This window comes from Rosistilla oblonga, assembly GCF_007751715.1.
Lineage (GTDB): Bacteria > Planctomycetota > Planctomycetia > Pirellulales > Pirellulaceae > Rosistilla > Rosistilla oblonga.
Map to the genome: position 1 here is coordinate 3,817,313 of NZ_CP036292.1, position 24,831 is coordinate 3,842,143.

Here is a 24,831-nt window from a genome sequence, read left to right on the forward strand (position 1 = left end):
ACACTCCTTGCTATTTCCCACCACCAAAAGACTCATCGCTCGCCTGCGCAAGCGTCCGAGTTTCCGGGGATCGCGATTCCTTCAACTGACTCAAAATTCGATCGAGCAGTTCGCGATGTTGTTCTAGATGATTCCGATATCCCCGATGAAACGGCGATTGTTTGACAGCTTGAGCTTGCAATTCCAAAGCTTCGGTCAGGTTATCGATCGCCCCGGTCGTGTTGCCACGTTGGTGGTCGATGGTCCCCAAATTATGCAATACGCCCGCCAAACGACTCAAGGGCTCGGCCGACGATGCGACCATCGCAGTCTGTACCCGTAACCGGCTCTCCGCCGCGCGAAACGCCGCCACCGCCTCTTCCTCGTTCTCTCGAAGATCCGGATCTGAAGCTTCGCCGCGTTTCCGTCCGCTCCAGATCAACTGGCCCAAATTGTTTTCAGCCACCGCGAGTTGTTCAGCACTGGCTCGATCCTGCGGATTGTTTCGTACGACCTCCGTCAACCGTTGGATCAGATCTCGAACGATCGTCACTGCCTGTTGTGACTGTCCGCGATGCCCCAATATCGTCGCCAGGTTGTTCTGCGAAACAGCCAACTGAGCTGCGATCGATTGTCTTGCCGACCAGCGTTTCTGTTCCTGCATTGCGGCATTGTCGCTGCCGCTCGATTCCGCCAACGCTTCCAAATCAGCGATGTTGGTCCGCAACAACCGCTCCGATTCCGCCAGATCGCAATCCTTCAACGTGGCGACCAACGCATTGCGACATTCGATCATCTGCTGGCGAAGCGCAACGTCGTTTGGCGCCAGGCACAAGGCATCGTCAAGCTTTTGCTGCACGCACTGCAGCCGTTGTGCCGACTGTTTGACATCGCCTAATTGCCATTCCAGCAACGCCAAATTGTTTTGCGACATCGCCCACTGCGGCAGATAACTCGACGCTGCGTCGCCGGATTCGATCAACGGTTGTTGCAAGTTGACGGCCTTTCGGTAATTGCAGCCGGCTTCGGGGCCGCGGCCAAGTTCGGTTTGCAACGCTGCCAGATTATGCATGCTAAGTGCCAGATCTGCCTGATCGTCGTCGGTCCACTTCGCATGGTCGCGAAGTGTTTCGTACGACGCGATCGATGCTTGGTACTTTTCTTCCGCCGCCTCAAAATCACCGAGCTCGCGATACGTGGCGGCCAGTCGGAACTGCACCTTCGCTAGCTGAGCATGAAACTCGGGGTGGTGATCGGCGTATTGCAAAAAGTCGAGGTAATAGCGTTCGGCTTCGTGGAGGACTTCGATACGGAGCGATTCGCCACCGGGCAAACTGGCCAACCGCTGGGACATCAGCCCGCCAAACCGATCGACAAGCGCGTGGGCTTGGTCCAGATGCAGGTGGGCGCGCGCTGTCGCTTGATCTTTCAGTCGACTTTGATGAGAGACCATCAGCGTCGCAGTTGTCAGCCCCGCGATCGAAAGCACCAACAGACAGAAGACCGCCGCGACAAACCGCTGCCGCCGGACCGCCCAACGAAACGCTAATTCAACGCGTGTGGGCCGTCGCGCCAACGTCGGTTTGCCTTCTAAGAACCGGCGTAGGTCCTCCGCCAGTTCGCCCGCAGTGGCGTAACGATCATCCTTCCGCTTGGCGATCGCTTTGAGAACAATCGTTTCGAGGTCGAGAGCAACGGCCGGATTCACCCGCCGCAGCGGCACGGGGCCGGAGTGTTGGATCGCGTGAAACAGTCGCTCGCGGTCTTGCGATTCAAATGCAGGACGTTTGCACAACAACTCATACAACGTGATCCCGAGCGAATAGAGGTCGGTGCGGTGGTCGATCTCCTGTTGGCGTCCGGCAATCTGCTCGGGACTCATATACCTCGCCGTCCCCATCACCTTCCCTTCGGCGGTGAGGTTTCCAAGCCCACGCACGCGTGCCAATCCAAAGTCGGCGACCCAAACCTTGCCGCCCGAATCGACCAACAGATTCGATGGCTTCACGTCGCGATGGACAACTCCCTGTTGGTGCGCGAAATCGAGTGCATCCGCTACACAGATCATCAACTCGACCGTCCGTTGGATCTCGTCGGGACCACAGCCGGTGTTGCCGACCTGCGTCCGATCGCCGGCACCGGCTTGAGTCGAGCGATCCGCAAATGGAACCGGCTGCGCCGAGCGATCCGCCGGCGCCAGCTGCCGTGGACGGCTCGCGGGCAACGGCGCATCGAGCGTCGTTTGGTTTTGGGGAATCTCGACGCGGCAGGGCGCATCGCGTCCGCTGGGATCTGTTACTTCAGACGGCCGCGGTTCGTCAAAAACCTGTTCCAGCGACTGGCCGTCGATAAGTTGCATGCTGTAATAGTGCACGCCCCGTTCGCAGCCGACGGCAAACACGGGAACGATATGCGGATGATGCAGTGACGCCGCCGCCTGGGCTTCGTTGCGAAACCGAGCTACCTGTTGACTGTCCAAAACCGCAGCGAAGGGGAGGACCTTGAGCGCGACATTGCGTCGCAGCGACAACTGCGTCGCCTCATAGACGACGCCCATCCCACCGCGGCCGATCTCGCGTCCCAATCGATAATCGCCCAGCGTCGCGCCATCGATCGAAACCTCTTCGTGAGCCGCCGGCGCTTCGACTTCGTTGTCCGGCTGGGCCTCGCGCGTCGCTCGGCACAGGGCTCGCAAACTTTCCAGGTGCATCCCCCACGAACCGTTCAGTTCCGGGTGATCGGCCAGCAACTGCTGGGCTCCCGTTTCATCCCCCCGCTCTAAACGGCAAGCGTAATCATCCAACAGCTCCGCAACCAGCAACTGTTGTTCATCGGTTTGCAATTGAGTTTTCATACTTGCGGTTCCATTGCTAGGCGAAGTTGCTCGATTGCACGCAGCCATAACATTCGCACCGCACCGGTCGAACGCTCCATCCGATCGGCCACGTCGCCGAACGGCAGTCCATCTAAATGCCGTAGAACGATCACCGTCCGATAGTCGGCGGGCAGATGTTCCAAGGCCATCGCCAGTTCGGCGAGCGATTCTCGATGATCCGCTTCCGATGCGGGCGACCGCTGAGGATCGGCGGCCAACGACGCCAAGCGATGATGCGAACGATCGATCGAAGCGGACAAACTTTCGATCACCCGCTCGGCGCGAACGCTTCGCTTAGCTGCCACGAGATGCGTTTCGACGGCCGACGCGATGTTATGAACCAACACTTGCCGCAACCAACCGGTGAACTCTTCGACCCGATTCCCCCTGAAACTGGGGAAATCACGATGCACCTCCAGCAGCGTCTCCTGCACGATATCCGAGGGACTGACCCGGTGCTGAATACGGCGATCCAGATGCATCCGCGAAAGGACACGCAGATAGCCGGAATAGCTAGCAAGCAACCGCTCCAGACTTTCGGCGTCGCCGTCGGCAGCGCAGCGAAAAAGCTCGCTCGCAGCATCGGACTCGATTTGATTCGCCATCGGCTCTCTCCTTAGACTCCCCTGGCGGGATCCGCGGGAAATTGTCACGCACAAATTATAGAAGTTTCCAAAACCAGCACAATTCACCTCCAAACGGCCCCTGCTGCCAGCAAACACTCCGGGCAGCGAAAGTTGCAAATATCAGCTATCCTGCCGTTTGAACGGCGGCGAGTTTCGAGAGCGAACGATTGCCACCGCTCCGTTTTTTCAGCCTCTCCCCAACAACAGATTCTGCAACTTGACATGCGCATCGTTTCACTCCTGCCCAGCGCTACCGAGATCATCTGTGGGCTCGGGCTGCGCGACCAATTAGTAGGCGTCACGCACGAGTGCGACTATCCCGCCGACGTGCTGAACCTGCCTAAGGTCACCCAGACGTTGATCCCTACGGACGCCAGCAGCAAACAGATCGACAGCTTGGTACGCGAACGGTTGAAGACGGAGTACGCGCTCTATTCTCTGGACATGCCGGTCTTCGAATCGTTGTCGCCCGACCTAATCGTCACCCAAACATTGTGTGATGTGTGCGCGGTCTCGCAGCGAGAAGTTAGCGACGCAGCCTGTGCGCTGCCCAACGCGGCGCAACTGTTGAATCTCGAACCGACTTGTCTTGCCGACGTCTTGGACAGTATCGGGCAGGTCGCCGCAGCCGCCGGTTGCGGCGCGCAGGGCGAACGCTATCGGCAATCACTGCAGCAGCGGATCGATGCTGTCGCCCGACGCAGCAAATCGATAGCACACCGGCCTCGCGTGATGCTGCTGGAATGGGTCGATCCGCCATTTAGCGCCGGCCACTGGAGTCCCGAACTTGTCGCGATCGCTGGGGGTGAAGAAGTCATTGGCGTCGCCGGAGAGCGATCGAAAACAACGCCTTGGGAAACGATCCTGGCCGCCGATCCCGAGGTGATGATCATCGCGTGCTGTGGATTCGATCTCGCTCGCACTCAGCAAGACCTACCGATCCTGCAATCCTATCGCGACTGGGAGCGTTTGAGCTGCGTTCGCAACAACCGCGTCTACATGGTCGACGGATCAGCCTACTTCAGCCGCCCGGGGCCGCGACTTGTCGACAGCCTCGAAATCCTCGCTCACGCATTGCATCCCGACACACATCCATTGCCCGCCGGACTTTCAGCAGCTATCGCCGTCGCTCCGCGTTGACGTGCAACGGCACCGGGGCGAGCAACTCGTCGTCGAAACCACGCCTCGTTTCCCGAAGCGACCTAACTATTGCGAGACCAGTCCCGCAGTGTTCACCGTGCGAACACGATACGGGTTCTCTTGACCAGGCTCCGATTTGTCGGCGGTCCATCGCATCGTCGCCAACGGCACGGCGGGCGTATCGCTGTACTGCAGTCCTTGGAACAGAGGTCGACCAAACGGATTCTTTGGCTTTTCGGGGACGGTAGCCACGGTCTTGCCATCGCGCTCGATGATGAAATGCGCGATGCCACTTTCCAGATCGGCGTCGGCCTGCCAGGTCAATTGGTCGCCGTCGAGGTGGACGTTGGTTGGCGCCGGCGGTGGTGTCACATCAGCGACATTCGAATCGGTGACAAACTGTTTCCAAGCGATTGCGATCTCTGGATTGGGCAACCAGATCGAGGTGGCGAGATCGCCCTCAAAATCTCCGGCGGGAACCCCGGCGGTGAACGCGGCTTCGTCGACTGGAAGCGGCGTCAGCATAGCCGTCTGTTGTGGCATTGGCCGAATCGCTTGGCCACTCTTTTCGGGCAACCGTTCGCTCAGACAAGCGTCCAGCCACGGGATCGCCAAGTAGCGAGAGTTGCCACACTCGTGACTTGTCAACGGATCGATGGCGATGCCAAGCAAAGCACCACGACCTCGCATCGTCTTGAAAAACGTTTCGTTGCTGGGCCAGACGCCTTTGAAACGGCTCTCCTTATCGGTGTAGCCTTCTTTGGTTCCGAAGTTACACATCGTAGGAACCGCCAACGCCGCGTCGGGCAAGGTGTGCGGTTGGATGTTGCGACCTTCAACCGCTTCGAACAACGGAACACCCGATCGCAGCCACGCCGCCGCGACGCGTTCGGGATGCAACATCAACATCCCGCCAGCCCAATGGCCTCCGCCACTGTGACCCCACAGCGCCCATGGGACTTCGGCAAGTTCGGGATGCCCCGATCGTTTCCCCAGATCGACCAAGGCCTTTTGGAATGCCTGATCGGATCCATTCCGCGGATCGCACCACATCTGGCAGTCCGCTCCCGCTGGCTGTTCATACGCGGGGGAGAGCAACGCGCATTGATGCTTCTGCGCGAGCGCTTGCCAATGCAGGTCAAACGCACCGGTCTGCCCCGACTTGCACGAACCCTCGCCGCAACCGTGCTGATGAACGATCACTCCACGCAGCGTATCGACAGCTGGCGGCACCCAAACCGTATACGCCACCGGATAGATCAATTTCCCCGGCTGCGAAGATGCTTCGTAGCGGACGCGATAATAGGGAGCTTCGACAGCGGGCGGATTGTCATAGGGAGCGTTCTGTGCAAACGCGGCGGTTTCCATCGCAGCGAGCACGACGATCAAGGCAGCAAGTGATTTCATCGGGATTGGCATTTGAGGGTGATGGGCGGGGACAGGCGGCGCCGATCGCGGAACCTAAAGATGACTGATCTTAGTCGGATCCGAGGCCGGTCGCATGCGTTTAAAACAGATCCATCTGCTGTGGATCGCCGGCAGGACCGCCAGCTGGTTTTGCCGGCGACTCGTCCGCCGCGGACTGAGCGTCATCCTTCGGCGAGCGTTCCGCCTCAACGGCGACTTTTTTCGCGGGCTTCCTCTTCGCTGGTGGCGGCGTTGTTGCAACCGACTCGACCGGCTTCTCCTTCGCAGGCAGGGAATGGAACCACTCGCGATCGCCATCGACATACAGTTCGGTTTCGGGTTCGACAGTCGCCGTGACGCCCAACGCGTGATACAGCAACGCCGCCGAAGTCTTCCCGTTCATGCTGTTCTTCCCGCCGGGCATGATGTAGATGTAGAGCGCATGCACCGGGCGAGTGACCGCGACGTAGAGCGTGCAGAGCGATTCGGTCATCGCCGCGGCGATGCTGCGACCAAACGCTTGTTGCCACTGATCTTCCAGCAGTCCCCAGGCTTGATGCTTCACATACCGAAGCGCTCCGGTCGCGCGAGCCGTTGGGCTGGGCGCGATCGTGACACACTTTTGCGGCGGCTTGGAAAGATTGCCGTCCATCTCGGGCAGGACCACCGCGTCGAACTCCAGCCCCTTGGCTTGGTGAATCGTCATCACGCGGATTTGAGCTTCCCGCGGCCGCTGCACCCGGCGTTTAGTGACGAGTTCGACGAACGCGGACAATCGCGGCTGCGGAGCCCGTGCGTATTGGTTGGCCAATCCGATCAACTGACGCAGTCGCAATCGATCGGCTTCGCCGCAACTGGGCAACAATGTTTTCGCCAGCTCCGTCACCGTGGCAACAAGCCCCTCGTGTTCGAACCGATCTCGCAGCTCGCCCGACAACCGCAGGCTTTCGCCATAAGCCGTCTTGCGATCGATCGCCTGCGTCAGACCAAGCGATTCTGCAAGCGGAGAGTTGGCGAGATGGAATCGCCACCTCAGATCGCCGGGATGTTCGGCCAGCCGGACCGCCGAAAGGATCATCTCCACGGCAGCCGAATCGATAAGCGGGTTGCCGCCTTCTTGACTGACATCCAGTCCCAGTTCACGCAGCAGATAGATCATCCGGCCAACGGTTTGGTTGGTCCGCGTGAGGATTCCAATCGATTTACCGGGAATCTTTTCCGCCAGTTCCTGCACCTGCGCGGCGACGTACCGCTGATGCAACGCCCGCTTCTCGCTGGCCGTTCCTTCACCCTGCGGCCCCGTCGCAAGTTGCACATATCCTGGCCGATCACGGAAGGCGGCATGGTGGTCGTGAAACGCATCCTCAAACTCGTGCAGCGCGTGGCACTTCCACTGCGCGTCGCCGACCGGATGCGGCTCGCGTTCGCTGAAGCTTGGGTGTCGGTGCAGGTGTTTGAAAATCTTCGTCACGTTGTCGGTGATCACAGGACTACTGCGGAAGCTCGTATCCTGCGGCTTCGAAACGACGTCGGGCAATTCGTCTTGCACCGCGTCAAAGATCTTCGCTTCACCGCCACGCCAGCCGTAGATCGCTTGCTTGGTGTCTCCTACGCAGAAGAATGTCCGCTGAGGCGCACCGACACTCGCACGCCGCGCGAACGGTCGCAAGACGTCCCACTGGACCGGAGCGGTATCCTGAAACTCATCCAACAGCACATGATCCAACGAGGCATCCATCCGCATCGCCAAGCGGTTCAAATCGCCCGAGCGTTGATCGTCCTGAAGGCGATCGACCCAATCGGCCAATTGGTGCGAGACGTCGTCAAAACTGAACCGCCGAGCATTTTGTTTTAGCGATCCGATGTTGCGATCGTACGATTCCAACAGATCGCCGGTCGCTTCGGTTTGCATCTTCAGACGCATCACGTATTCATGGCGAGCCTTGGCGTAGATCACACACATCGCGGCGACCAAGTCATCCGGAACCGGTTTCTTATAATAGGTAACCGGTTCGCCGCTGTGCTGCGATTGATCCGCCGCCGCAATCAGCTTCGCTTCGACGATTGCATCCCATTGTTCGGTCAGCGTCAGTTCCCCGTACTTCCGCATCGCGTTGTCGATCCGCTTGTCGCCGGTGGCACTTCCGTCCAGTACGCCCACCGCTTCGGTGATCGCTTTGTCGGCGGGCGGCTTGACCGCGGCGAGCGTCCTCCACGCGTCGCGGTGGCTGCGGCGGAAGCCAGCGTAATTGTTCTGCACGACTTGCTGCAGCCGCATCGCCACGTTCCGTTCGGCTTGCCCTTTGCTGAGCATATGAAACAGCGACTCGACCTCGGTCTCATCAAATTGTTCCAACATCCGCGTGATCGCTTGATCGACAAACCAACTCTCCTCGATCTCGTCGGTCAATTGCCAGCCGGGCGGCAACTGCAACTCAAACGAAAACGAACGGGCCAGTTGAGAAAAGAGGCTGTCGAGCGTACAGATCCTCAGCCGATGGATATCCTTCAAAATCCCATGCAGCAGCGGTGCCGGCCGCTGCTCTGAAAGATCGGCATCGCCAATCTGTTGCCGCAAATCGTCGAGCGCTTTCGGATCAGTGGCAGCGCGAGCCAACGAAACGAGCAACCGGTTCAGAATCTCGCCGGCAGCTTTGCGAGTGAACGTCGTCGCCAGGATTGTGTCGGGCGATGCGCCACCCAACAGGATCTGCAGCAGACGGCCTGTCAATTGATAGGTCTTCCCGGTACCAGCGGAAGCGCGAATCATCAGCGGTTGCAAACGCTCCGCCTCCGCGGCAAGATCGGCTTTCGACTTCGGACGCTTCGGTTTATCTGTTGCTTCGTTCATGCTTGTGTCTCCTCCAACGCGTCCTCTTCCTGATCGGCAAACAGATGTTCGATGCTGCCGGTCTGGCAGATTACCGCGTAATCGTCGAAGTTGGTGGCGGCGTCGGGGTTCGCAACAAACCGCCCCTCACGGACACCGCGAACGACATCGGCGGCGGCGAGATCGGCCGAAGCGTATAACTGCGGCGTGAACTCGGCGATATTGACGCGGACGTCCGCCTGCCGCTCACCGATGTTGAAGTATCCCAATTGCACCGAATCGCGATCGGCTTCGATCCCGAGCGCCGACAACATGTGTCGGTAAAGCGGCAGCTGAAGATCGATCCACTCATCGGTCGTCTTCTTGTAATGCTTTTTAAACGGATCGTGAGCGTGCGTTTTGTAATCGATCACCGCCCAACGATCGTTGTCGGGGTGGTAATCGATGCGGTCGATGCGTCCTTTGAGTCCAAAGGGGCTGCCGTCGACCATCAGGACTGCGTTGTCCTGCACATCGACTTGACGTTCCGCCGCCCACAATTGCCAGCCTTGGTGCGTCCGTTCGACTTGTCGTTGTGCAACAAGCTTCAACCGATTCAGAGCACTTGTGATTTGCAAGCGGACGGGAGCCGAAGGATGTTCGCCGTAGCGTTGCCTGCCCAGATCCGATGCGACGTCCAACAAACAGGCTTCGACTTCATGCAGGTCGGTCGAATGCTTGGGCCCCGTCTTGCCAAACTCCTCCAACGCATCGTGAATCAAATTTCCAAACTGGTTTGCCGCCAGTTCGACAACGGTATCATCCAATGGACGCAATTTGGCGATGTGCCGCAGATAGAAGCGGTAGGGGCAACGCAGGTAGTCACCAAACGCCGTGACCGACAAGATCGTTGGCGGATCGTAAGTGGTGGGTACGGGAATCGGCAGGTCGGAACTCGATTGATCGGTCGTCCAGATCGACGCGACTGCGGGCCGCGGCGGCAGTTCTTCCAGCAACCGCAAGGTCCTTGTCGCCGCGGTCTGAGGCGAACAAGCGGCCAACAATCGGCTGGGCGGCGTTGGCGAGCCGTCGGCGCTGGCGCGGCCCACGATCAACCGCGACGCCGATCGGCTGTGCAGCATCAAACTGAGCGCGTACGCATCGCGAGCGTAACGCTGATCGTTGTCGGCGATCTTCAACCGATGCCGCAAACCGCCGGGCAAAAACGGATCGGCGACGACACTTTCGGGGACAAACGGTTCGTTTAATCCGACCACACACAACGCGTCGCTGGTGTCGAGCGCCAGATCCAACCAACCGACAAGTTCGATCTTATCGGCCGCGCTCGGTTGATGCAGTCGCACCTCGGCGATCTGCGCGACTAACATCTCCGCAATCGTGCCGCTGGGGAGCGCCAGTTCCAATTGCTGCGGCACGCTGCTCAAACGGTCGATGGCCGAATCGATCGCTGCCAGCGCTTGCCCCAACCGCTTCTGCCAAACACCGCGTAGACTCTTGCGACGCGTGTCGTAGACCGACGCGAGGATCTTATGAACCGCTTCGCACCAATCGGCCAGACGAACCTCGCCGCCGGCATCGCTAGCCAATAACGGTTGCAACCATTGGTCGACAGCAGCGATCAAGCGACCGACGAGTTCGCGATCTGCCGCCGCCGTCGGCAAAGGATCGTTCGTTCGAAGCGGAAAGTGTTCGCTGCGCAGCCGATCCAAGGCGATCAACCAATTCCCACTGGCCGCCGAGGCATCTCCCTCCGCGGCGTTGGAAGACAATTCCGCACTCAGCATCGCGTGTAGATCGGCATGCCGCACGAGGCTCGAGAAGACGCGGAAGCTGCGGTTCTGGATGTAATCGACAACTAAAGAGAGCAGCCGCGCAGGAGCCGACCGAATCAGCGGCTCTCCGAGTTCAGCGTGCGCGTCGATGCCATCGACCACCAATTGTTGGCTGATCGGCGCGATCATCGCTTCGTCGGTGATCCCGATCGTGATCTGATCCAGTTCAAACTGGCTTCGCCAATCCGATACGATCCGGCTGGTCGCGATCGCTTGATCCTCTGCATCGGTCGCCGGGACCAATTGCTGCTCGTCGATCTCCAGCGTCCGATCGATCCATTCCTGTGATACGACACATCCCCATTCATCGAACAGGTCCGACTCCTCCGGCGGTGCTCCGACAAGAATCGACACGCTTGGAGCGATCTCTTCGATCATCGCCCGGATGCTCTTGTTGAGGTCGACAGCGCCGATCACGACCACGTCACCCGGCGATTGGCAGATCTTCGCGTCGGCGGCGCGGCGGCGCTGTGCATACGGATCCGATCGACCGACCGATGCCAACGTCTGTTCATAAGACTTCGCCAGTTTGTCCAACAACAGCCAGCGTGGCATTTCTTGGGGCGTCTCCCCCGCAAGCTCCGCAGCGACATCGCCGAAACTGTAGTGCTCGCTGGCAAGCTCTTCGTGCAACCGCCGCACCGCGCCGGCCAGTTCCAGCCAGGGGGCGATCGGCGTCGCTGGCGGCGGAGTAGCGACCAACGGAGTCAGCGAATCCGACGGTGCAGCTCGCAACACCTGACACCACGCCAACGTCTGCTCCATTTCGTTGGCGATCGGATCGGTCGGCTTGTACAACCGTTCGGGAAGCCCACCGGTAGTGATGATCAATGGACCTTCAAGCGTCCGGCCGTGCTGGTTCGCAAACTGCGTCAACAGATCGGCAAACTGCCGCTTCGCCCGGCGACCTGGCAGAACGATCGTCACCTGGCTTAGATCCCACTGGTCCCGAGCGGGGTATGCTCGCCACAGCCACTCGGCCGCCAGTGGAAGCAAGGGCCGCTTCCAACCGAGAAAAACCGGCTTTAATGTCGATTCAGACGCCACAAATAGACTCCGTTCAGTTGATCCAAAGAGGAAAGCATGGGGGACTAAAGTCTATCCTCGACGAACCGCCGGACAAGTCTGGTCCAAGCAGAGGCCCGCTTGAGGGGCCGCCTAGGAAGATCGGCTGATAAAAGCTAAGCTAATACAACGGTCGCGGAAACGCTTTCGGATTCCCGGTGCGACCAAGACAATGAATGGTTGATTGTAGAGCAATGAAACGAATCCAATCGATGTGGCGAGCAACGCGTATCCTGTGGGCAATCCTGCTTGTGATTGGAATCGCTTTACCCTGGATCGATCCGATCATGTTCACGATCTGGTTGATCAATATCCCGATCTGCATCGGCGTCTTCTTTTATTTCGCTTACGTCCGCTACGACGAAGATGGCAACGACTTGGAGCGTTAGAGCGATTCACTCGAATCCGCTCCCCCGACGTCGCCATCGCACAACTGCGCCTAATACGGCGCCACTTCTATCGCTTGCGACTGCACCGCATCCCCGTTACAGCGTGCTGAATCGCAAAGCGCCGTCCGCCATCTAAGCGATCTGCTGATCTGAAATATGAGTCCTGCGGCACCACGTCGGATAGTCAATCGATATGGTTGGCATTATCAATAGACGTGGGGCGAAGTTGCGTGGCGACTGTTTTGGTGACGAAACCGTTGGCAAGCTGCTCACGTTTTGCATAAACCAGACAAGGGACTAAGAGTGCACGCGTCAATTCCGCAGCGGTTGCTAACGTCGATCCGCCACTTCCCGCTTGCGAGCGGCAACTCTCTGTTGTCCGCGGTTCTCATCTGCGGAGCGCTCTTGCTGGTCGCTAGCGGATGCCAGAAGAAAGCGGCTGAATTCGAGAGCAAACCGCCGCTGCCGGTGACCTTGCTGACGCTGAACAAAGCCATCCCCGCCTCGTCTTATACCGGATCGGGAAGCGTTAAATCGTGGAAGACCGAACAGATCGGGTTTGAGGTTTCCGGCCGGATCCAGTGGGTTCTCGAACCTGGTAAAGATATCGATGGCCGCGTGATCGATCCCGACGGCAAACTGATCCAGGCAGGGACGCCGCTGGCGAAGATCGATCCCTCGCGTTACAGGATCGCTGTCGAATCGGCGGAGGCGAATCTGGAAGTTGCGAAGCTACAAAAAGAGAGCATCGAAATCCGGTTGAAGGAAGCGTTGCCTGCCGAACTGGATGCCGAACGGGCGAACCTCAAGCTGGCGCAGGACGAATTCAATCGGGTCGAAACGCTGCGTCAACAAAACGCCGCCTCGCTGTCGGAGTTCGACCAAGCGAAGAATCTCGTCGAAGCGAGTCGAGCGTCGCTGAGTTCGCTGGAAGCAAGTGCAAAACAGACGGAAGCCGAATTGCAGTCCGCCGTCGCGGAGATCCGACGCGCTCAACAGACTCTCGAAGATGCCCAACGCGACCTCGACAACACCACGTTGTTTGGGTCTTATCAGGGTCAAATTTCCGAAGTCATGGTCGTTCCGGGGAGCGTCGTTTCGGCGGGGTCTCCGGTGCTGACGCTGCAAATGACCAATCCGATCAAGATCGAAGTCGAACTGTCGGCTCGCCAATCCCGCCAAATGCGGAACCGCCGCCACCTGCCGATCTCTTTCCTGTTGCCCGACGGCACCCGACGCGTCCAAAACGCATTTGTCTATCGCATCGCACCAAGCGCCGATCCGACGACCCGCACGTTTGCGATGACGATGCTGTTGCTAAATGAGAAGATCCACGATACTCAAACCGCGGCGGCGACCGACGGGACGATCGCCAGTTCCGAAGACCTCTGGCCGATAAAGCTGAACCGGATGATGGTCACCGGCCCCGGCGTGATCCTTGTCGAAGAGAACTCGATCGTCCGCGATGACCAAGGTCCGTTTGTCTACGAAGTGACCAACGCCAAACTCCGCGACATCCTGCCAAACGTCCTCAAGGTCCGCAAACACCGGATCACCGAACACGATCTGCGAGTCCCATTTTTGGGCAACTGGATCTTTCGTTCGGTCTCGTTTGTCGAGCCCGAAGCGGTCGGCGAAGACACATTGTATGTTGGCCGCCTGACCTTCCCCGACGACCGCGAGGATCAGTGGGATGGCGAATCGGTCGTTCTGGTAGCGGGATCGCAATGGATGTTGCGTCCCGGCGATCTCGTCACCGTCGATCTATCGAGCAATGCAATCGAGCCGGGCTATTACGTGCCGATCGAAGCAGTCTATGAAGAGTCGGGCAAGACCTCGCTGTTTGTGTTCGACGACGGCAAAGCGAAACAACTGGCTGTTGAAATGATCACCCCCGAAAATCTGGATGCAGGGTCTTTGGTCCAGGTCCAATCCCCTGATCTGTTCGACGGCATTCAGGTGATCGTCGGCGGCGTCCACTATTTGCAAAACGGTCAAGCTGTCCGGCGAACCGGTAGACATCGCGTCGATACGCTCCCCGCCGCAACCGGTGACAGCGACACGCCGGTTGGTGAAGACGATTCGATCGACGACACAAACTCAAACTCCCAAAGCTCGGACCAACAACCCGCTGCTAACACGGAGGCTCGTTGATCGCCATGTCGCTACCAGCACTTGCCGTAAAGTATCAACCGATCGTGACCTCTTTAGTTCTGTTGGCGATGGCCACCGGAGCGATCACGTACGTGACGATCCCGCGTCGCGAAGACCCCGAGTTTACGATTCGCGTATGCGTGGTATCGACCGCGTGGCCCGGGGCTCCCGCGGAGACGGTCGAGGAGCTGATAACGGACAAGATCGAACAAAAGCTGATCAGCATCGAAGAGGTCGAACTGACGCGATCGACAACGCAAACCGGGCAATCGACTGTCTTCGTCGAATTAGAAGACAGCGTCCCGCCACACGCGATCCAAGGTGTTTGGGACAAGGTCCGTGCGCGAGTCGATCTGGTGCCGATGCCGGCTGACAATGTTCGTCCGATCGTGAACGATGAATTCGGCGATACGGCGGTCCTATTGCTGGCTGTTCACCAAACGCCAACGCACGGCCGCGACGAGATTCGCGAACAAGATCGCTACTCCGCCCGCCAACTGGAGATCTTTGCCGAAGACGTGCAGGACGCGCTGCGTCTGTTGCCGGGAGTGGCCAAGGTCGACATGTTCGGGGAACGACAAGAAGCGATCTATATCGAAACCGATCTGAACAATTGGTCTCAGATCGCGCTGACCACAGCTCAATTGGAAACGCTCGCCAGCCAAAGGAACATCATCCAAGCCGGTGGCGAATTGGATACCCAGTCGGGACATTACGCCGTCAACACCGGCGGCGAGTTCAACGCGGTCGAAGAGATTGAACAGATCGCCAGCACGGTCCATACCGACGGAGGCGACAACAGCGTTCCGTTGGCTGAACTGGGCCTAACCGTTACCCGCGGTCTGGAGGATCCCGCCAATTACATCTGCCGATATGGCGACGCCACGCACACCACGCCGGCAGTGATGTTGGGGATCACGATGAAATCGGGAGCCAACATCATCGACGTTTGCGACGCTGCCAACGCGCGAGTCGCCGAACTGATGAGTGTGGAGCGGCGGTTGCCGCCGGACATCGCCGTGACAGCCGTCTCCGATCAATCCGAAAGCGTCGCCAAAAAGATCCGCGACGTGATGCTCAACGTGATCGAAGCGGTCCTGATCGTCGTGGTCGTCGTCTATCTTGTCGTCGGCTTGCGGACCTCGTTTGTGATGGCCGCAAACATCCCGATCGTCGTATTGATCACGTTGGGAATCGTGGCGATGTTTGGCGTCCAATTGGAACAGATCTCGCTCGCGGCGATGATCATCTCCTTGGGACTGTTAGTCGACAACGCGGTTCAGGTTTGCGATCAAGCGCGAACCAACCAGATCGCGGGGATGCAACCGTTTCCCGCCGCGATCGAAGGAGCCAATACGCTGGCGATCCCGATGCTGGTAGGCACGTTAACGACGATGGCTGCGTTCCTGCCGATGCTGTTCGCTCTCCAAGGGGGCGGCAAAGAATATGTCTACAGCCTACCGGTCACCGTATCGACGACGCTGGCACTCAGTTGGCTGCTGGCGATGACATTGTGTGTGATCCTGGCGGGGATCTTCATTCGAGCTCCAAAGCCAGACGAATCGGGCTCTCCCGTCGTCGCCGCCTTCTCGTTTTTCAGTCGCTTGATTCCTCGCCGCAGTTCCAAGTCATCATCGCAGCCAACAAAAGGGAACTCTCAATCCGAGAACTTCGCCTACAAGATTTACGGCCGGGTCGGACGCTTTGCTGTCGACGTCAAATGGATGACAGCGCTCGCCGTCGCAATTTTGATGGCGGGGATCATGACGTTGCCGGTCAGCAGCGAATTTTTCCCCGACGCCGACGGAACCCAGTTCGCCGTCAAAATTGTTCTCCCCGAAACCGCAACGATCGATCAAACCGATCGCGTCGCTAAACAAGTTGAAACGGCGATTCGCAAACTGGCAACCGAAGGCGACGGAGCTCCACTGCGTTTGCGTTCGATGCGGACGATGGTCGGCGGCGGCGGATCGCGTTGGCATCTCGGTTGGGAACCGGAACCGAAGACGCGGTCCTATGCCGAGATCTTGGTACGCACCACCAGTGGTTCGGTTACCAAAGCCTACGCCGAACGGGTTCGCGAGGTCTGCGAGCGAGGCGACGAAGCGTTGGGGATCGATCCGATCGTCGGTGCGAGAATCGTTCCGGTGCAATTGGCGCTTGGTCCCCCCGCCGATCCGCTGGTCTTCCGAATTTCAGGCAACGGGTTCGCCGATCCAAGCATCTTACGCTCGACAGCCGATCGGCTGAAATCAATCGTCGACGAACAGCCAGAAACCTGGGACGTCAGCGATTCCTGGGGTGTCGATGGACTGCAGGTTCGCGTCGACGTCGATCAAGACCGCGCGGTATTGGCTGGTGTGACTAATTCGCAAGTTGCTCGGACGCTGAATTCGTATTATTCCGGTTTACAACTGACGACCTTCCGCGAAGGCGATCATCAGGTCCCGGTCTACTTTCGCTTAAAACCGAGCCAGCGATTATCGATCCGCGGTCTGCAGGAGGCTTACGTCGAAGGGGACAACGGCAAGATCCCACTCGCCTCGCTCGCCCGCCTTGAGCCCGGATTTGAACTCGCCCGCGTCGAACGCAGAAACATGAACCGTACGATCGAGGTCAGCTCGCGGATGGAGCCCGGCGTGACCGGCAACGACGTCGTCTCGCGAGTCTTGAAGTCCGATGCGATGCGTGAATTGGAAGCCGGTTTACCGATCGGGTATTGGATCGAACCGGGCGGAGCGTTTGAAGAGAGTGCCGAAGCCGGTGGCCAGATGATGAAATCGTTTGCGATCTCATTCCTGTTAATCGTGCTCTGTTTGATCTTCCAGTACAACGGTTGGTCGAAACCGTTGGTGATCCTCTCGACGCTGCCGCTCGCATTGGTCGGCGCCTGGCTGGGGCTGTACCTGTCCGACAAATCGTTAGGATTCATGCCTCAACTCGGAATCCTGGCTCTGTTTGGCATCGTCCTGAACACGGCGATCATCTTTATCGAGTTCGCCGACATTTTGATCACTCAGCGAGCACTGCAGAAACGCAGCTCGGGCGACGCCAACGGCCCCATCGTTGGACTCAGCATCGCCGAATTCCGCGAGTGTTTGGTCGACGCGGGGAAGCAGCGGATGTTGCCGATCTTTCTGACGACGGCCACCACCGTGGGAGGCTTGATTCCGCTGGCTCTCAGCGGCGGACCGCTCTGGGAAGGGCTGGCGTATTGCATGATCGTCGGGCTGATGCTGACGACGACGCTGACGCTGATCATCGTCCCGGCGTTTTACGCAATCCTCGTCGAGACGTTTGGCGTCCAACCGGTTGCGCTCGCAGACGCAGAAGATTGAAGTCGCTTGTTCAAGCCAACCGCACGCCGTTGTCGACCTGCTGATCGGGAACCGCCAGCACCACCGCGCCGTCGTCGCGATGGAAACCGGTGATCAAACATTCGGACATCATCGGCCCAATCTGCTTGGCGGGGAAGTTGACGACTCCAATCACCTGCCGTCCGACCAGCTGATCTGGCGAATAGAGGTCGGTGATCTGAGCGCTGCTGCGGCGGATACCGATCTCGGGGCCAAAGTCGACGCGCAGCTTGAACGCAGGTTTGCGAGCCTGCGGAAACTCTTCCGCAGCGACGATCGTTCCGACTCTCAACTCGACGCGTTGAAAGTCATCCCAAGAGATCTCGTTCATCCTCGGTTCTCCGCCTGTCCGCATTCCGCGAGATATTGATCCACAAACTGTTTCATGAAGTCATGGCGCTGGCTCGCGATGCGGCGAGCCGATGCGGTATTCATCAACGCCGCCAAACGGAACAGCTTGTCCTCGAAGTGTCCTAGCCCGGTTCGCTCCGACGCGTCCGCATGCTCACCGATGTGAAACGGTTGCCCAACGGAAGCTCCATATTCGATCGTGCGGACGATCCCAACAGCCCCCATCGCGTCCAAGCGGTCTGCGTCTTGGACGACCTGCGCCTCGAGCGATAGCGTCGCGCGATCAGCGGCTTTGCGGAAAGAAATCGTATCGACGATCTCGGCAACGCGTTCGATGCTGGCCGGATCGACTAGCAGTTCGCCGAGAATCTCTCGCGAGAACTCGCCGCTGCGTTCTTTGCCGTCGTGGAATTTGGCATCGCCGATGTCGTGCAGCAAAGCGGCCAGTTCGATCACGAACAAATTGCCGCCAACCTCCGCTTGAATCTCACGAGCGACGCGATGGACTCGCAGCACATGATCGACATCGTGCCCCGCCCCTTGGCCCTGCATCCGCTGGCACACGATCCGGCGGACTGCCTCGACCTGCTTTGCTTGTTCGCTGTTCATCCGCCGTCTATTGATCTTGGCCGGTGTTCTCGTGGGCGAGGTCGCGGACGCGCAACCCGAACTTATCCCCCAGCTTGACGACTTCCCCCGACGCGATCGGCTCTTTGCCAATCATCAGGTCGAGCGGTTCGTCGTAGCCCTTCTCGAACGAAAGCATCGCCCCAGTGGTGAGGTTCAGAACATCGTCCAGCTGGATCTTCTTGGTTGCCAAAACGACCGAAACTTCCGTTTCAATTCCCAGGACGCGTTGTTGAAAAGAGAGGTTCGCAGTCGGCATGGTGCTACCTGAGGGAAGAGCCAATGGGGCGTTGTCGGTCTTAAGCAAGAGCGGCGCGGCGGGCTGCGAGCGAAAGCTGCAGGCCGCACAGGGGCGTCCAACTTGCCTCAACTATGATCGGCATCGATAACGCATCAGCTTGACGACCGATTGCGCCGATTCCGCGGCCGAACCCAATGCGATTAAACGGTCTCCCTTATGTAATCTGGAGTGATGCCCCAAAATGAAAAGGAGACCGGACCGTTGAAAAGCCGTTCAAAATGTGGCTGAACAAAAGTGTTCGCTGCCACGTAAAGACCGTAATAGCAATGGTTTACCGTTTTCCGAATTGCGGGTTCGGGAAAATGAAGAAGGATCTAAATTCCGCCTAATGACCCCCCGGTAGGGGGTGCAACCGCATGACGCAACGCGTTACATTTAGTTGAGCTGGTGCAGGAGACCAGATCGGCAATTTGCCGAAGTTAAACGATTCTAAGCCTCTGATCTTTGGAAAGTGACCCAACCACGATGTGCTTATTGGCTTTGCAATATCAATTGGTTCCTGAAAGCCCTGTCTTGGTCGCGGCGAACCGTGAAGAATATTTCGACCGCCCCAGTTTGGCCCCCTCGATCCAGTCGGGAAAACCGCGCGTCTTGTGCGGAATCGACCAACGAGGTGGGGGTACCTGGCTGGGAGTCAACCAAAATGGGATGTTTGTAGGAATCTGCAACCGCGCGACGGTGACCCCTCTGTTTGGTCAACGCTCTCGCGGCTTGCTGTGTCTGGACCTATTGCGTTGCGGATCATCGCGGAAGGCTTTGGAAAAAGTCCAATCCGAGTTGTCTAAAACGCGGTACGAAGGCTGCAACATCATGATCGCCGACGCCAACGCCGGCTTTGCGATCCATTCGGAAGAGGAGCATGAAGTCGTCGAACTGGTCGAAGGCTTGAATATTATCGGTTCGCGAAACTTGAACGATCCTACCGACGAACGCGTCGCGATGGCTCGCCGCTTGTTGACGTTGCAAACGCTCGACTCGCCAGTCAAGTTCCTGGCCGTTGCCAGCAAGGTCTTCGCTCGCACCCCAACTCTGCCCGGCCGTCCTTCGATGGTCGTCCGCGGCAATGACTATGGTACCGTCAGCAGCACCTTGCTGTCGCTAGGGGTTAAGCCTCGCGATGCGATCTATCAGTTCTCCACAGGAGCTCCAGATCAAGCGAAGTACGAAGACTACTCGCCGTTGCTGCGAGATATCCTCAGCCGTGGGCTTCGCGAAGCTCGCACCAAGGCACAGCGAGCGTAACGTCGCCGCTTGCCAGTCGAACCTTTTGGGGTGGTGCGTCGACGACGCAGCCCCGCAGGTAACGCGGAAACCAACGGACATCAGCGCCGTTTGAATTCCTGCTGTCGGCGGACCATCGCTTCGAACGCCTGTTCCGCCTCCCCCGCCTTTATCCCCACCATCTACGGGTAGCTCGCCAGATGCCAAGCCGTATTCAGATCTCGACATTTGCGTCCTTGATCGTCTTCGCCTCTGCATTGGCTGCCGCGGCTGAACCCGAAGCGCCGTCACACGTTTACAAAACTGTCGACGGCCGCAAATTGAAGCTGTACGTCACTGAACCAACCGGCGATTCGGCGGGCCAGTTGCGACCGGCGATCGTCTTCTTTCACGGCGGCGGTTGGGTTGGTGGTGCTCCGGGACAGTTCACATCGCACAGTCAATATTTCGCCTCGCGCGGCGTCGTCTGTTTCCAAGTCCAGTACCGACTGTTGGATCGCAAATCCAAGACTCCGCCGGTCGTCTGCATCGAAGACGCCAAGTCGGCGATGCGTTGGATTCGCGCTCGCAGCAAACAATTTGGGATCGATCCCAACCGCATCGCCTCGGCGGGCGGTTCGGCGGGGGGACATCTGGCCGCCTTCGTCGGATGTGTCGATTCAGGTGATGCGACAAGCGACGATCTCTCCGTCTCGGCGAAGAGCCAAGCGATGCTGCTGTTTAATCCGGTCTATGACAACGGCCCCGGTGGCTGGGGAACCGCTCGAGTTCGCGATCGATACAAGCATTTCTCACCGGCTCACAATCTAAGCAAAGACGATCCGCCGTCGATCGTCTTTTTGGGAAGCAACGACCGCTTGATCCCCGTTGCGACGGCGGAAAAGTTCCGCGACGCTTCAAAGGCTGTCGGTGTCGATAGCGAACTTCACGTCTACGCAGACCAAGGCCACGGATTCTTTAATGTCGGCAACGACGATGGCCGCTGGTATCGCCTGACGGTGATCGCCGCCGATCGCTTCTTGAACAAGTTGGGTTGGATCGATGGTCCTCCAACGCTGAAACAACCGTGACCGCCGTCGACACACCTCGACTGTACGACCGCAACTTCATGCTGGCTTTGGCCAGCCAGATGTGTTTTGTGATCGCCAACACTCTGATGGCGCACTACTCCCGCTGGATCGAGTTTCTCGGTGGCGGGCTTGGCCAGGTTGGATTGATCATGGGAGCCAGCGCTACGCTGGGCCTGTTGCTGCGTCCATGGATCGCGCAATGGATCAATCGACTTGGCGCGCGGTTGATGTGGCTGATCGGATATCTTCTGTTTGCGGCATCCGCTTTCAGCAATCTGTTATTGGACGATCTGAATCCGTTGATCTACCTGATCCGCGCGCTTCAGTTATTAGCCGCTGCGATCGTGTTTGCCAGCGGGCTAACCTACATCTCGCAAACGGCTCCCGAACATCGGCGGACCGAAGCGATCGGCGTGCTCGGCGCCGGCGGCTTTTTCGGAATGCTGATCGGCCCGTATTTGGGTGATCTGATTCTGGGCAGCGGAGCCGACGCGGCGATGGTTGCCCGCCAACGCAGCGACTTTGTCTGGCTGTTTATCAGCGCATCGTTAGCCAGTTTGTTGCCCACGATCTTTCTGATCCTGATGCGAACTCCAGGCAGCGTCGGAACGCGGCGGTCGGTGAAGTTGTCAGATTTTGTTTCGACAACGATCCGCTACTGGCCCGGTTCGGTCCTGCTGATCGACTTCATTTTCGGGATCTGCATGACGGCGCCGTTCATCTTTGTGGCCAGCTTTATCGACAGCGAACCACTGGTGATCGGGAAACATTCGGTGATCGGAATCTTCTTCATCTGTTACGCAGGCTGGGGCGTGGCCGTCCGTTTAGCATTGGGGAACCTTCCCGATCGCGTCGGCCCGCATAAGATTCTGGTGATCGGGACGGCGCTGATGGCGATCGGCATGTTCAGCTATGCCATTGTGTCGGCGCAGCACCCTTGGCTGATAGTCATTCCCGCGTTGTTGACAGGAACCGGGCACGGGTTGATGTTCCACACGATGACCTCTTTGACGATCCAGCCATTCCCGATGGAAGTACGCGGCACCGGGTCGGCATTGGCGATGATGATGCTCGACTTAGGAACGCTTGTCGGCGCGCCGGCGTTGGGCTACGTTGGCGATCGTTTTGGCTATGCCAGCATGTTTGCGACCGTCGGAAGTATCTGTGTTGTCGGAATGGGGATCTATGTCTGGCGAGATGCCGCGGTGCGGTTGGCCAACCCTTCCAGCTAAATCGAGAGAAGACGATGCTGCAACGACATATTGCACTAGACCTATTGGACGAATGCACCGGACGCGACATCTGGCCGGTCGAGCACTGCCGAACACGCGGCGTTCCCGAAGACTGGATCGATGAACTAGCCGACGCCTTGGAATCGAGCTTCCGCGCCGATCGCGACACGATCTACGTCGACGGTTCGCCAACAAACCAGTTCCACGGCGTCCGCGACGTCGACCTCGCGATCCGCTTGGGAAAAGAACTCGGAATCGACGTCCACCGTGCGACATCGCTCGCCATCTCGCGGCCCGGTATCGTCCAGGCGATCAAAGAAGCTGTCGAAGAGGGGTAAGCGACCGTGGCCGGTCACTCGCTGCGGATCCGCTCGCTTTGGGAATTCCTGCTACGCAGAACGCGTCTCAGGACGCCGCGGAGAACTTCTCCAACTCTCGCAATCACAACACACACCACAGGGTCCGCAACTGGTAAGATGGACGGTTCTTATCGTCCCTTTTCTCTGCAGGAGCCTTCTTATGTTCCGGTTCTTCATTCTGTCATGGTTCATTTTGATCAGCCTGCCGGTCAGCGCCACTCCCGGCAACCGCGATCTCGACGCCAGCTTGAGCGCACACGGTTTAAATCCCGACAGCAAAACGCTGGTCGCCAAATGCGAATCGCTTTGGAAGTCGCATGTCGACGACATGCACAAGGTCAATGCAGCGCGGCTTGCAAACAAAATCGACGACGTATCGCATCAGATCATCGCGAAGCTTTGTTTCGCTGGTCGAGACATTCGGTTCTATGCGGACGAACTGATCGACATGGGAGAACCGGCCGGATTGGAGCTTCGCCTGCGCGGCGATGCTTTATGGAACGAAGCCCATCGCGCATCGCTCGCCTATCTGCCGACCGAGCGAGGCAAAAAGTTGACGATGGCGGCGATGAAGGCGTTGACCAAAGGACAACCTGGGCGACAACGCGAAGTACAAAAGATCAGCGATCAGGTATCCAAAGGAAACTTGGATGCTGCCGCCAACGCATTCCAAGCCGCCGAGGAGGATTTATGGAAGGAGATGCTATGGATCCACCACACCCAGCGTCCTCCGTTTCATAAGTCCTTCCAAGAACTGCAGCAAACGTTTTGGAATGCTTGGCGATCGGAACGCAAAGCTGCCAATGCGGAGAATCTTAAAAAGATCCTCGCCAGTCAGACTCCCGACTTGGCGGCCGTCAGCGGACAGCTGACCGAAGCGATCGCGTCGATCGGGCAGACCGGCAGTTGCCAAATCGATGGAAGCTCGGCAACGGGGCCCGAGGCCTTCCGACACTTCTTCGAAAAATGGCAAACCGCGCACGTCGGCCTGATCCGCTGCCAAGGAATCTATTGGGCGTTGCAGACGATCGGCGCCGCACCTAATCAAGGCCACGGCCCTTGGAGCGAAACCGCGGCGGAATGGAATACCAAGATGTTGGCGATGCTGCCCGAATTGATCGTCGCCAATGCGAGCCACGCCACCGGGAATACGGCCGCCGGACTCTACATGCAATTCCTGCAGACGATCGCTCCGCTGGCGCGGCGTACTCCGTCGTCGCAGCTAGCCGCCGCGGTCGAGCCCCCGTTGGCTCAATTGCTCAGTTCGACGCCCCAAGCCGCTGCGTTGGTCGACCGTTATCAGCGTGCTACCAACGATATGTTGACGTGGCGAGCGAGATTGGCCGCTGCTCAAGCGAAGCAACGAAACGAAAGCTTCCCGAGCTTGGCGAGCCAATTTGCCAAAGCGAACCAAAGTTTTGATTCCTACCTAGGGCTTTTCGAGAAACCAGGGAACCAAGCGATCACGCCGACGCTGCGAATCGTATCGCCCGAACTACTCACGGTTCCCGTCGAGAAGCTGCTCGAAACGCAAGTCCGCGCCGACGATCTGACTCGCATTCCAGGAGGCGGTCGTTTCAGCCTTTCCGCCTATCGTGACCGCGTCTTCGCAAACGTCCCGGCAACTATCGATCTAGCCGCTCCGTTGGCTGACTTGCAATCCGATCTGTTGGTTTCCGATACCCAACCGCCGCTGTCGCTACGCGCTGCGATGGCATTGGAATCCGCAAAACAAATTGACATGCGAGCAATCGGCGGTACGATCAAGAACCTCTACTTGGAATCGGTGATCGTTCGCTTCGCTTCCCTGCCCACCGCCGCCGCAGTCCTGTTCCCCTTGTCGGGTCTTCCCAGCGATGGTGAATCGCAACAGCGGCCGCTTGGAATGGATCAGATGATGATGCGTTTCGACGTCATGCCAAGTTGGGTCTGGCACGACTATTTTGTTGCCGATATCGGCAATTAGACTGGCGTGTACGTCCCACAATCCCACCTCCCAACCTCGCCCCACGGAACC

At 58.5% G+C, this 24,831-nt stretch carries 17 protein-coding genes; 9 read left to right on the forward strand and 8 right to left on the reverse strand.

The window, feature by feature from the left end; translation table 11 throughout:
• Positions 1-10 precede the first annotated feature (10 nt).
• Entirely contained in the window at positions 11-2,833 is a 2,823-nt protein-coding gene (locus CA51_RS13580; protein WP_231745676.1) for a serine/threonine-protein kinase, read from the reverse strand.
• Positions 2,830-3,459, reverse strand: a complete 630-nt coding sequence (locus CA51_RS13585; RefSeq protein ID WP_145121440.1) for a sigma-70 family RNA polymerase sigma factor — start codon at positions 3,457-3,459, stop codon at positions 2,830-2,832. Before CA51_RS13585 ends, CA51_RS13580 begins: the two co-directional genes overlap by 4 nt.
• Positions 3,460-3,702: 243 nt before the next feature.
• Here CA51_RS13585 and CA51_RS13590 point away from each other — a divergent pair, with 243 nt between their 5' ends.
• The gene (locus CA51_RS13590) at positions 3,703-4,620 is read left to right on the forward strand and encodes a cobalamin-binding protein (RefSeq protein WP_145121442.1); all 918 of its coding nucleotides are present in this window, start codon (positions 3,703-3,705) and stop codon (positions 4,618-4,620) included.
• Between the two features lie 66 nt (positions 4,621-4,686).
• Here CA51_RS13590 and CA51_RS13595 read toward each other — a convergent pair whose 3' ends face one another.
• The 3 genes from CA51_RS13595 to CA51_RS13605 all read right to left on the reverse strand — a co-directional run bounded on the left by CA51_RS13595 (position 4,687) and on the right by CA51_RS13605 (position 11,616).
• On the reverse strand, positions 4,687-6,027 hold the full coding sequence (locus CA51_RS13595) for an alpha/beta hydrolase family protein (protein WP_145121444.1): 1,341 nt from the start codon (positions 6,025-6,027) through the stop codon (positions 4,687-4,689).
• A 100-nt stretch (positions 6,028-6,127) separates the two neighbouring features.
• On the reverse strand, positions 6,128-8,878 hold the full coding sequence (locus CA51_RS13600; protein WP_145121446.1) for a UvrD-helicase domain-containing protein: 2,751 nt from the start codon (positions 8,876-8,878) through the stop codon (positions 6,128-6,130).
• The gene (locus CA51_RS13605; RefSeq protein ID WP_145121448.1) at positions 8,875-11,616 is read right to left on the reverse strand and encodes a PD-(D/E)XK nuclease family protein; all 2,742 of its coding nucleotides are present in this window, start codon (positions 11,614-11,616) and stop codon (positions 8,875-8,877) included. Before CA51_RS13605 ends, CA51_RS13600 begins: the two co-directional genes overlap by 4 nt.
• A gap of 332 nt (positions 11,617-11,948) precedes the next feature.
• On the opposite strand from CA51_RS13605, the gene CA51_RS13610 reads away from it, so the two are divergent.
• From CA51_RS13610 to CA51_RS13620, 3 genes are all read left to right on the forward strand, one after another.
• A complete protein-coding gene (locus CA51_RS13610; protein ID WP_145121449.1) occupies positions 11,949-12,143 on the forward strand; it encodes a hypothetical protein in 195 nt (64 codons plus the stop codon).
• 303 nt (positions 12,144-12,446) lie between these two features.
• Entirely contained in the window at positions 12,447-14,297 is a 1,851-nt protein-coding gene (locus CA51_RS13615) for an efflux RND transporter periplasmic adaptor subunit (RefSeq protein ID WP_231745677.1), read from the forward strand.
• 5 nt (positions 14,298-14,302) lie between these two features.
• Complete coding sequence (locus tag CA51_RS13620; RefSeq protein WP_145121451.1) at positions 14,303-17,635, forward strand: efflux RND transporter permease subunit; 3,333 nt, start codon at positions 14,303-14,305, stop codon at positions 17,633-17,635.
• Positions 17,636-17,645: 10 nt separating this feature from the next.
• Here CA51_RS13620 and CA51_RS13625 read toward each other — a convergent pair whose 3' ends face one another.
• The 3 genes from CA51_RS13625 to CA51_RS13635 are packed head-to-tail and all read right to left on the reverse strand — an operon-like array spanning position 17,646 to position 18,890.
• Entirely contained in the window at positions 17,646-17,984 is a 339-nt protein-coding gene (locus CA51_RS13625) for a tRNA-binding protein (RefSeq protein ID WP_145121453.1), read from the reverse strand.
• Entirely contained in the window at positions 17,981-18,613 is a 633-nt protein-coding gene (locus CA51_RS13630; protein WP_145121455.1) for an HD domain-containing protein, read from the reverse strand. Before CA51_RS13630 ends, CA51_RS13625 begins: the two co-directional genes overlap by 4 nt.
• A 7-nt stretch (positions 18,614-18,620) precedes the next feature.
• Positions 18,621-18,890: a FliM/FliN family flagellar motor switch protein gene (locus CA51_RS13635; RefSeq protein ID WP_145121457.1), complete on the reverse strand. Its 270-nt coding sequence runs from the start codon at positions 18,888-18,890 to the stop codon at positions 18,621-18,623.
• A gap of 507 nt (positions 18,891-19,397) precedes the next feature.
• Between CA51_RS13635 and CA51_RS13640 the strand changes: the two genes are divergently transcribed.
• From CA51_RS13640 to CA51_RS13660, 5 genes are all read left to right on the forward strand, one after another.
• Positions 19,398-20,174, forward strand: coding sequence for an NRDE family protein (locus tag CA51_RS13640; protein ID WP_145121458.1), 777 nt, complete (start codon positions 19,398-19,400; stop codon positions 20,172-20,174).
• Positions 20,175-20,353: 179 nt separating this feature from the next.
• Complete coding sequence (locus CA51_RS13645; protein WP_145121459.1) at positions 20,354-21,223, forward strand: alpha/beta hydrolase; 870 nt, start codon at positions 20,354-20,356, stop codon at positions 21,221-21,223.
• A complete protein-coding gene (locus CA51_RS13650; RefSeq protein ID WP_145121461.1) occupies positions 21,220-22,455 on the forward strand; it encodes an MFS transporter in 1,236 nt (411 codons plus the stop codon). Before CA51_RS13645 ends, CA51_RS13650 begins: the two co-directional genes overlap by 4 nt.
• A gap of 14 nt (positions 22,456-22,469) precedes the next feature.
• On the forward strand, positions 22,470-22,793 hold the full coding sequence (locus CA51_RS13655) for a hypothetical protein (RefSeq protein ID WP_145121463.1): 324 nt from the start codon (positions 22,470-22,472) through the stop codon (positions 22,791-22,793).
• 181 nt (positions 22,794-22,974) lie between these two features.
• Positions 22,975-24,780: a TroA family protein gene (locus CA51_RS13660; RefSeq protein ID WP_145121465.1), complete on the forward strand. Its 1,806-nt coding sequence runs from the start codon at positions 22,975-22,977 to the stop codon at positions 24,778-24,780.
• The last annotated feature ends 51 nt before the right edge of the window (positions 24,781-24,831 follow it).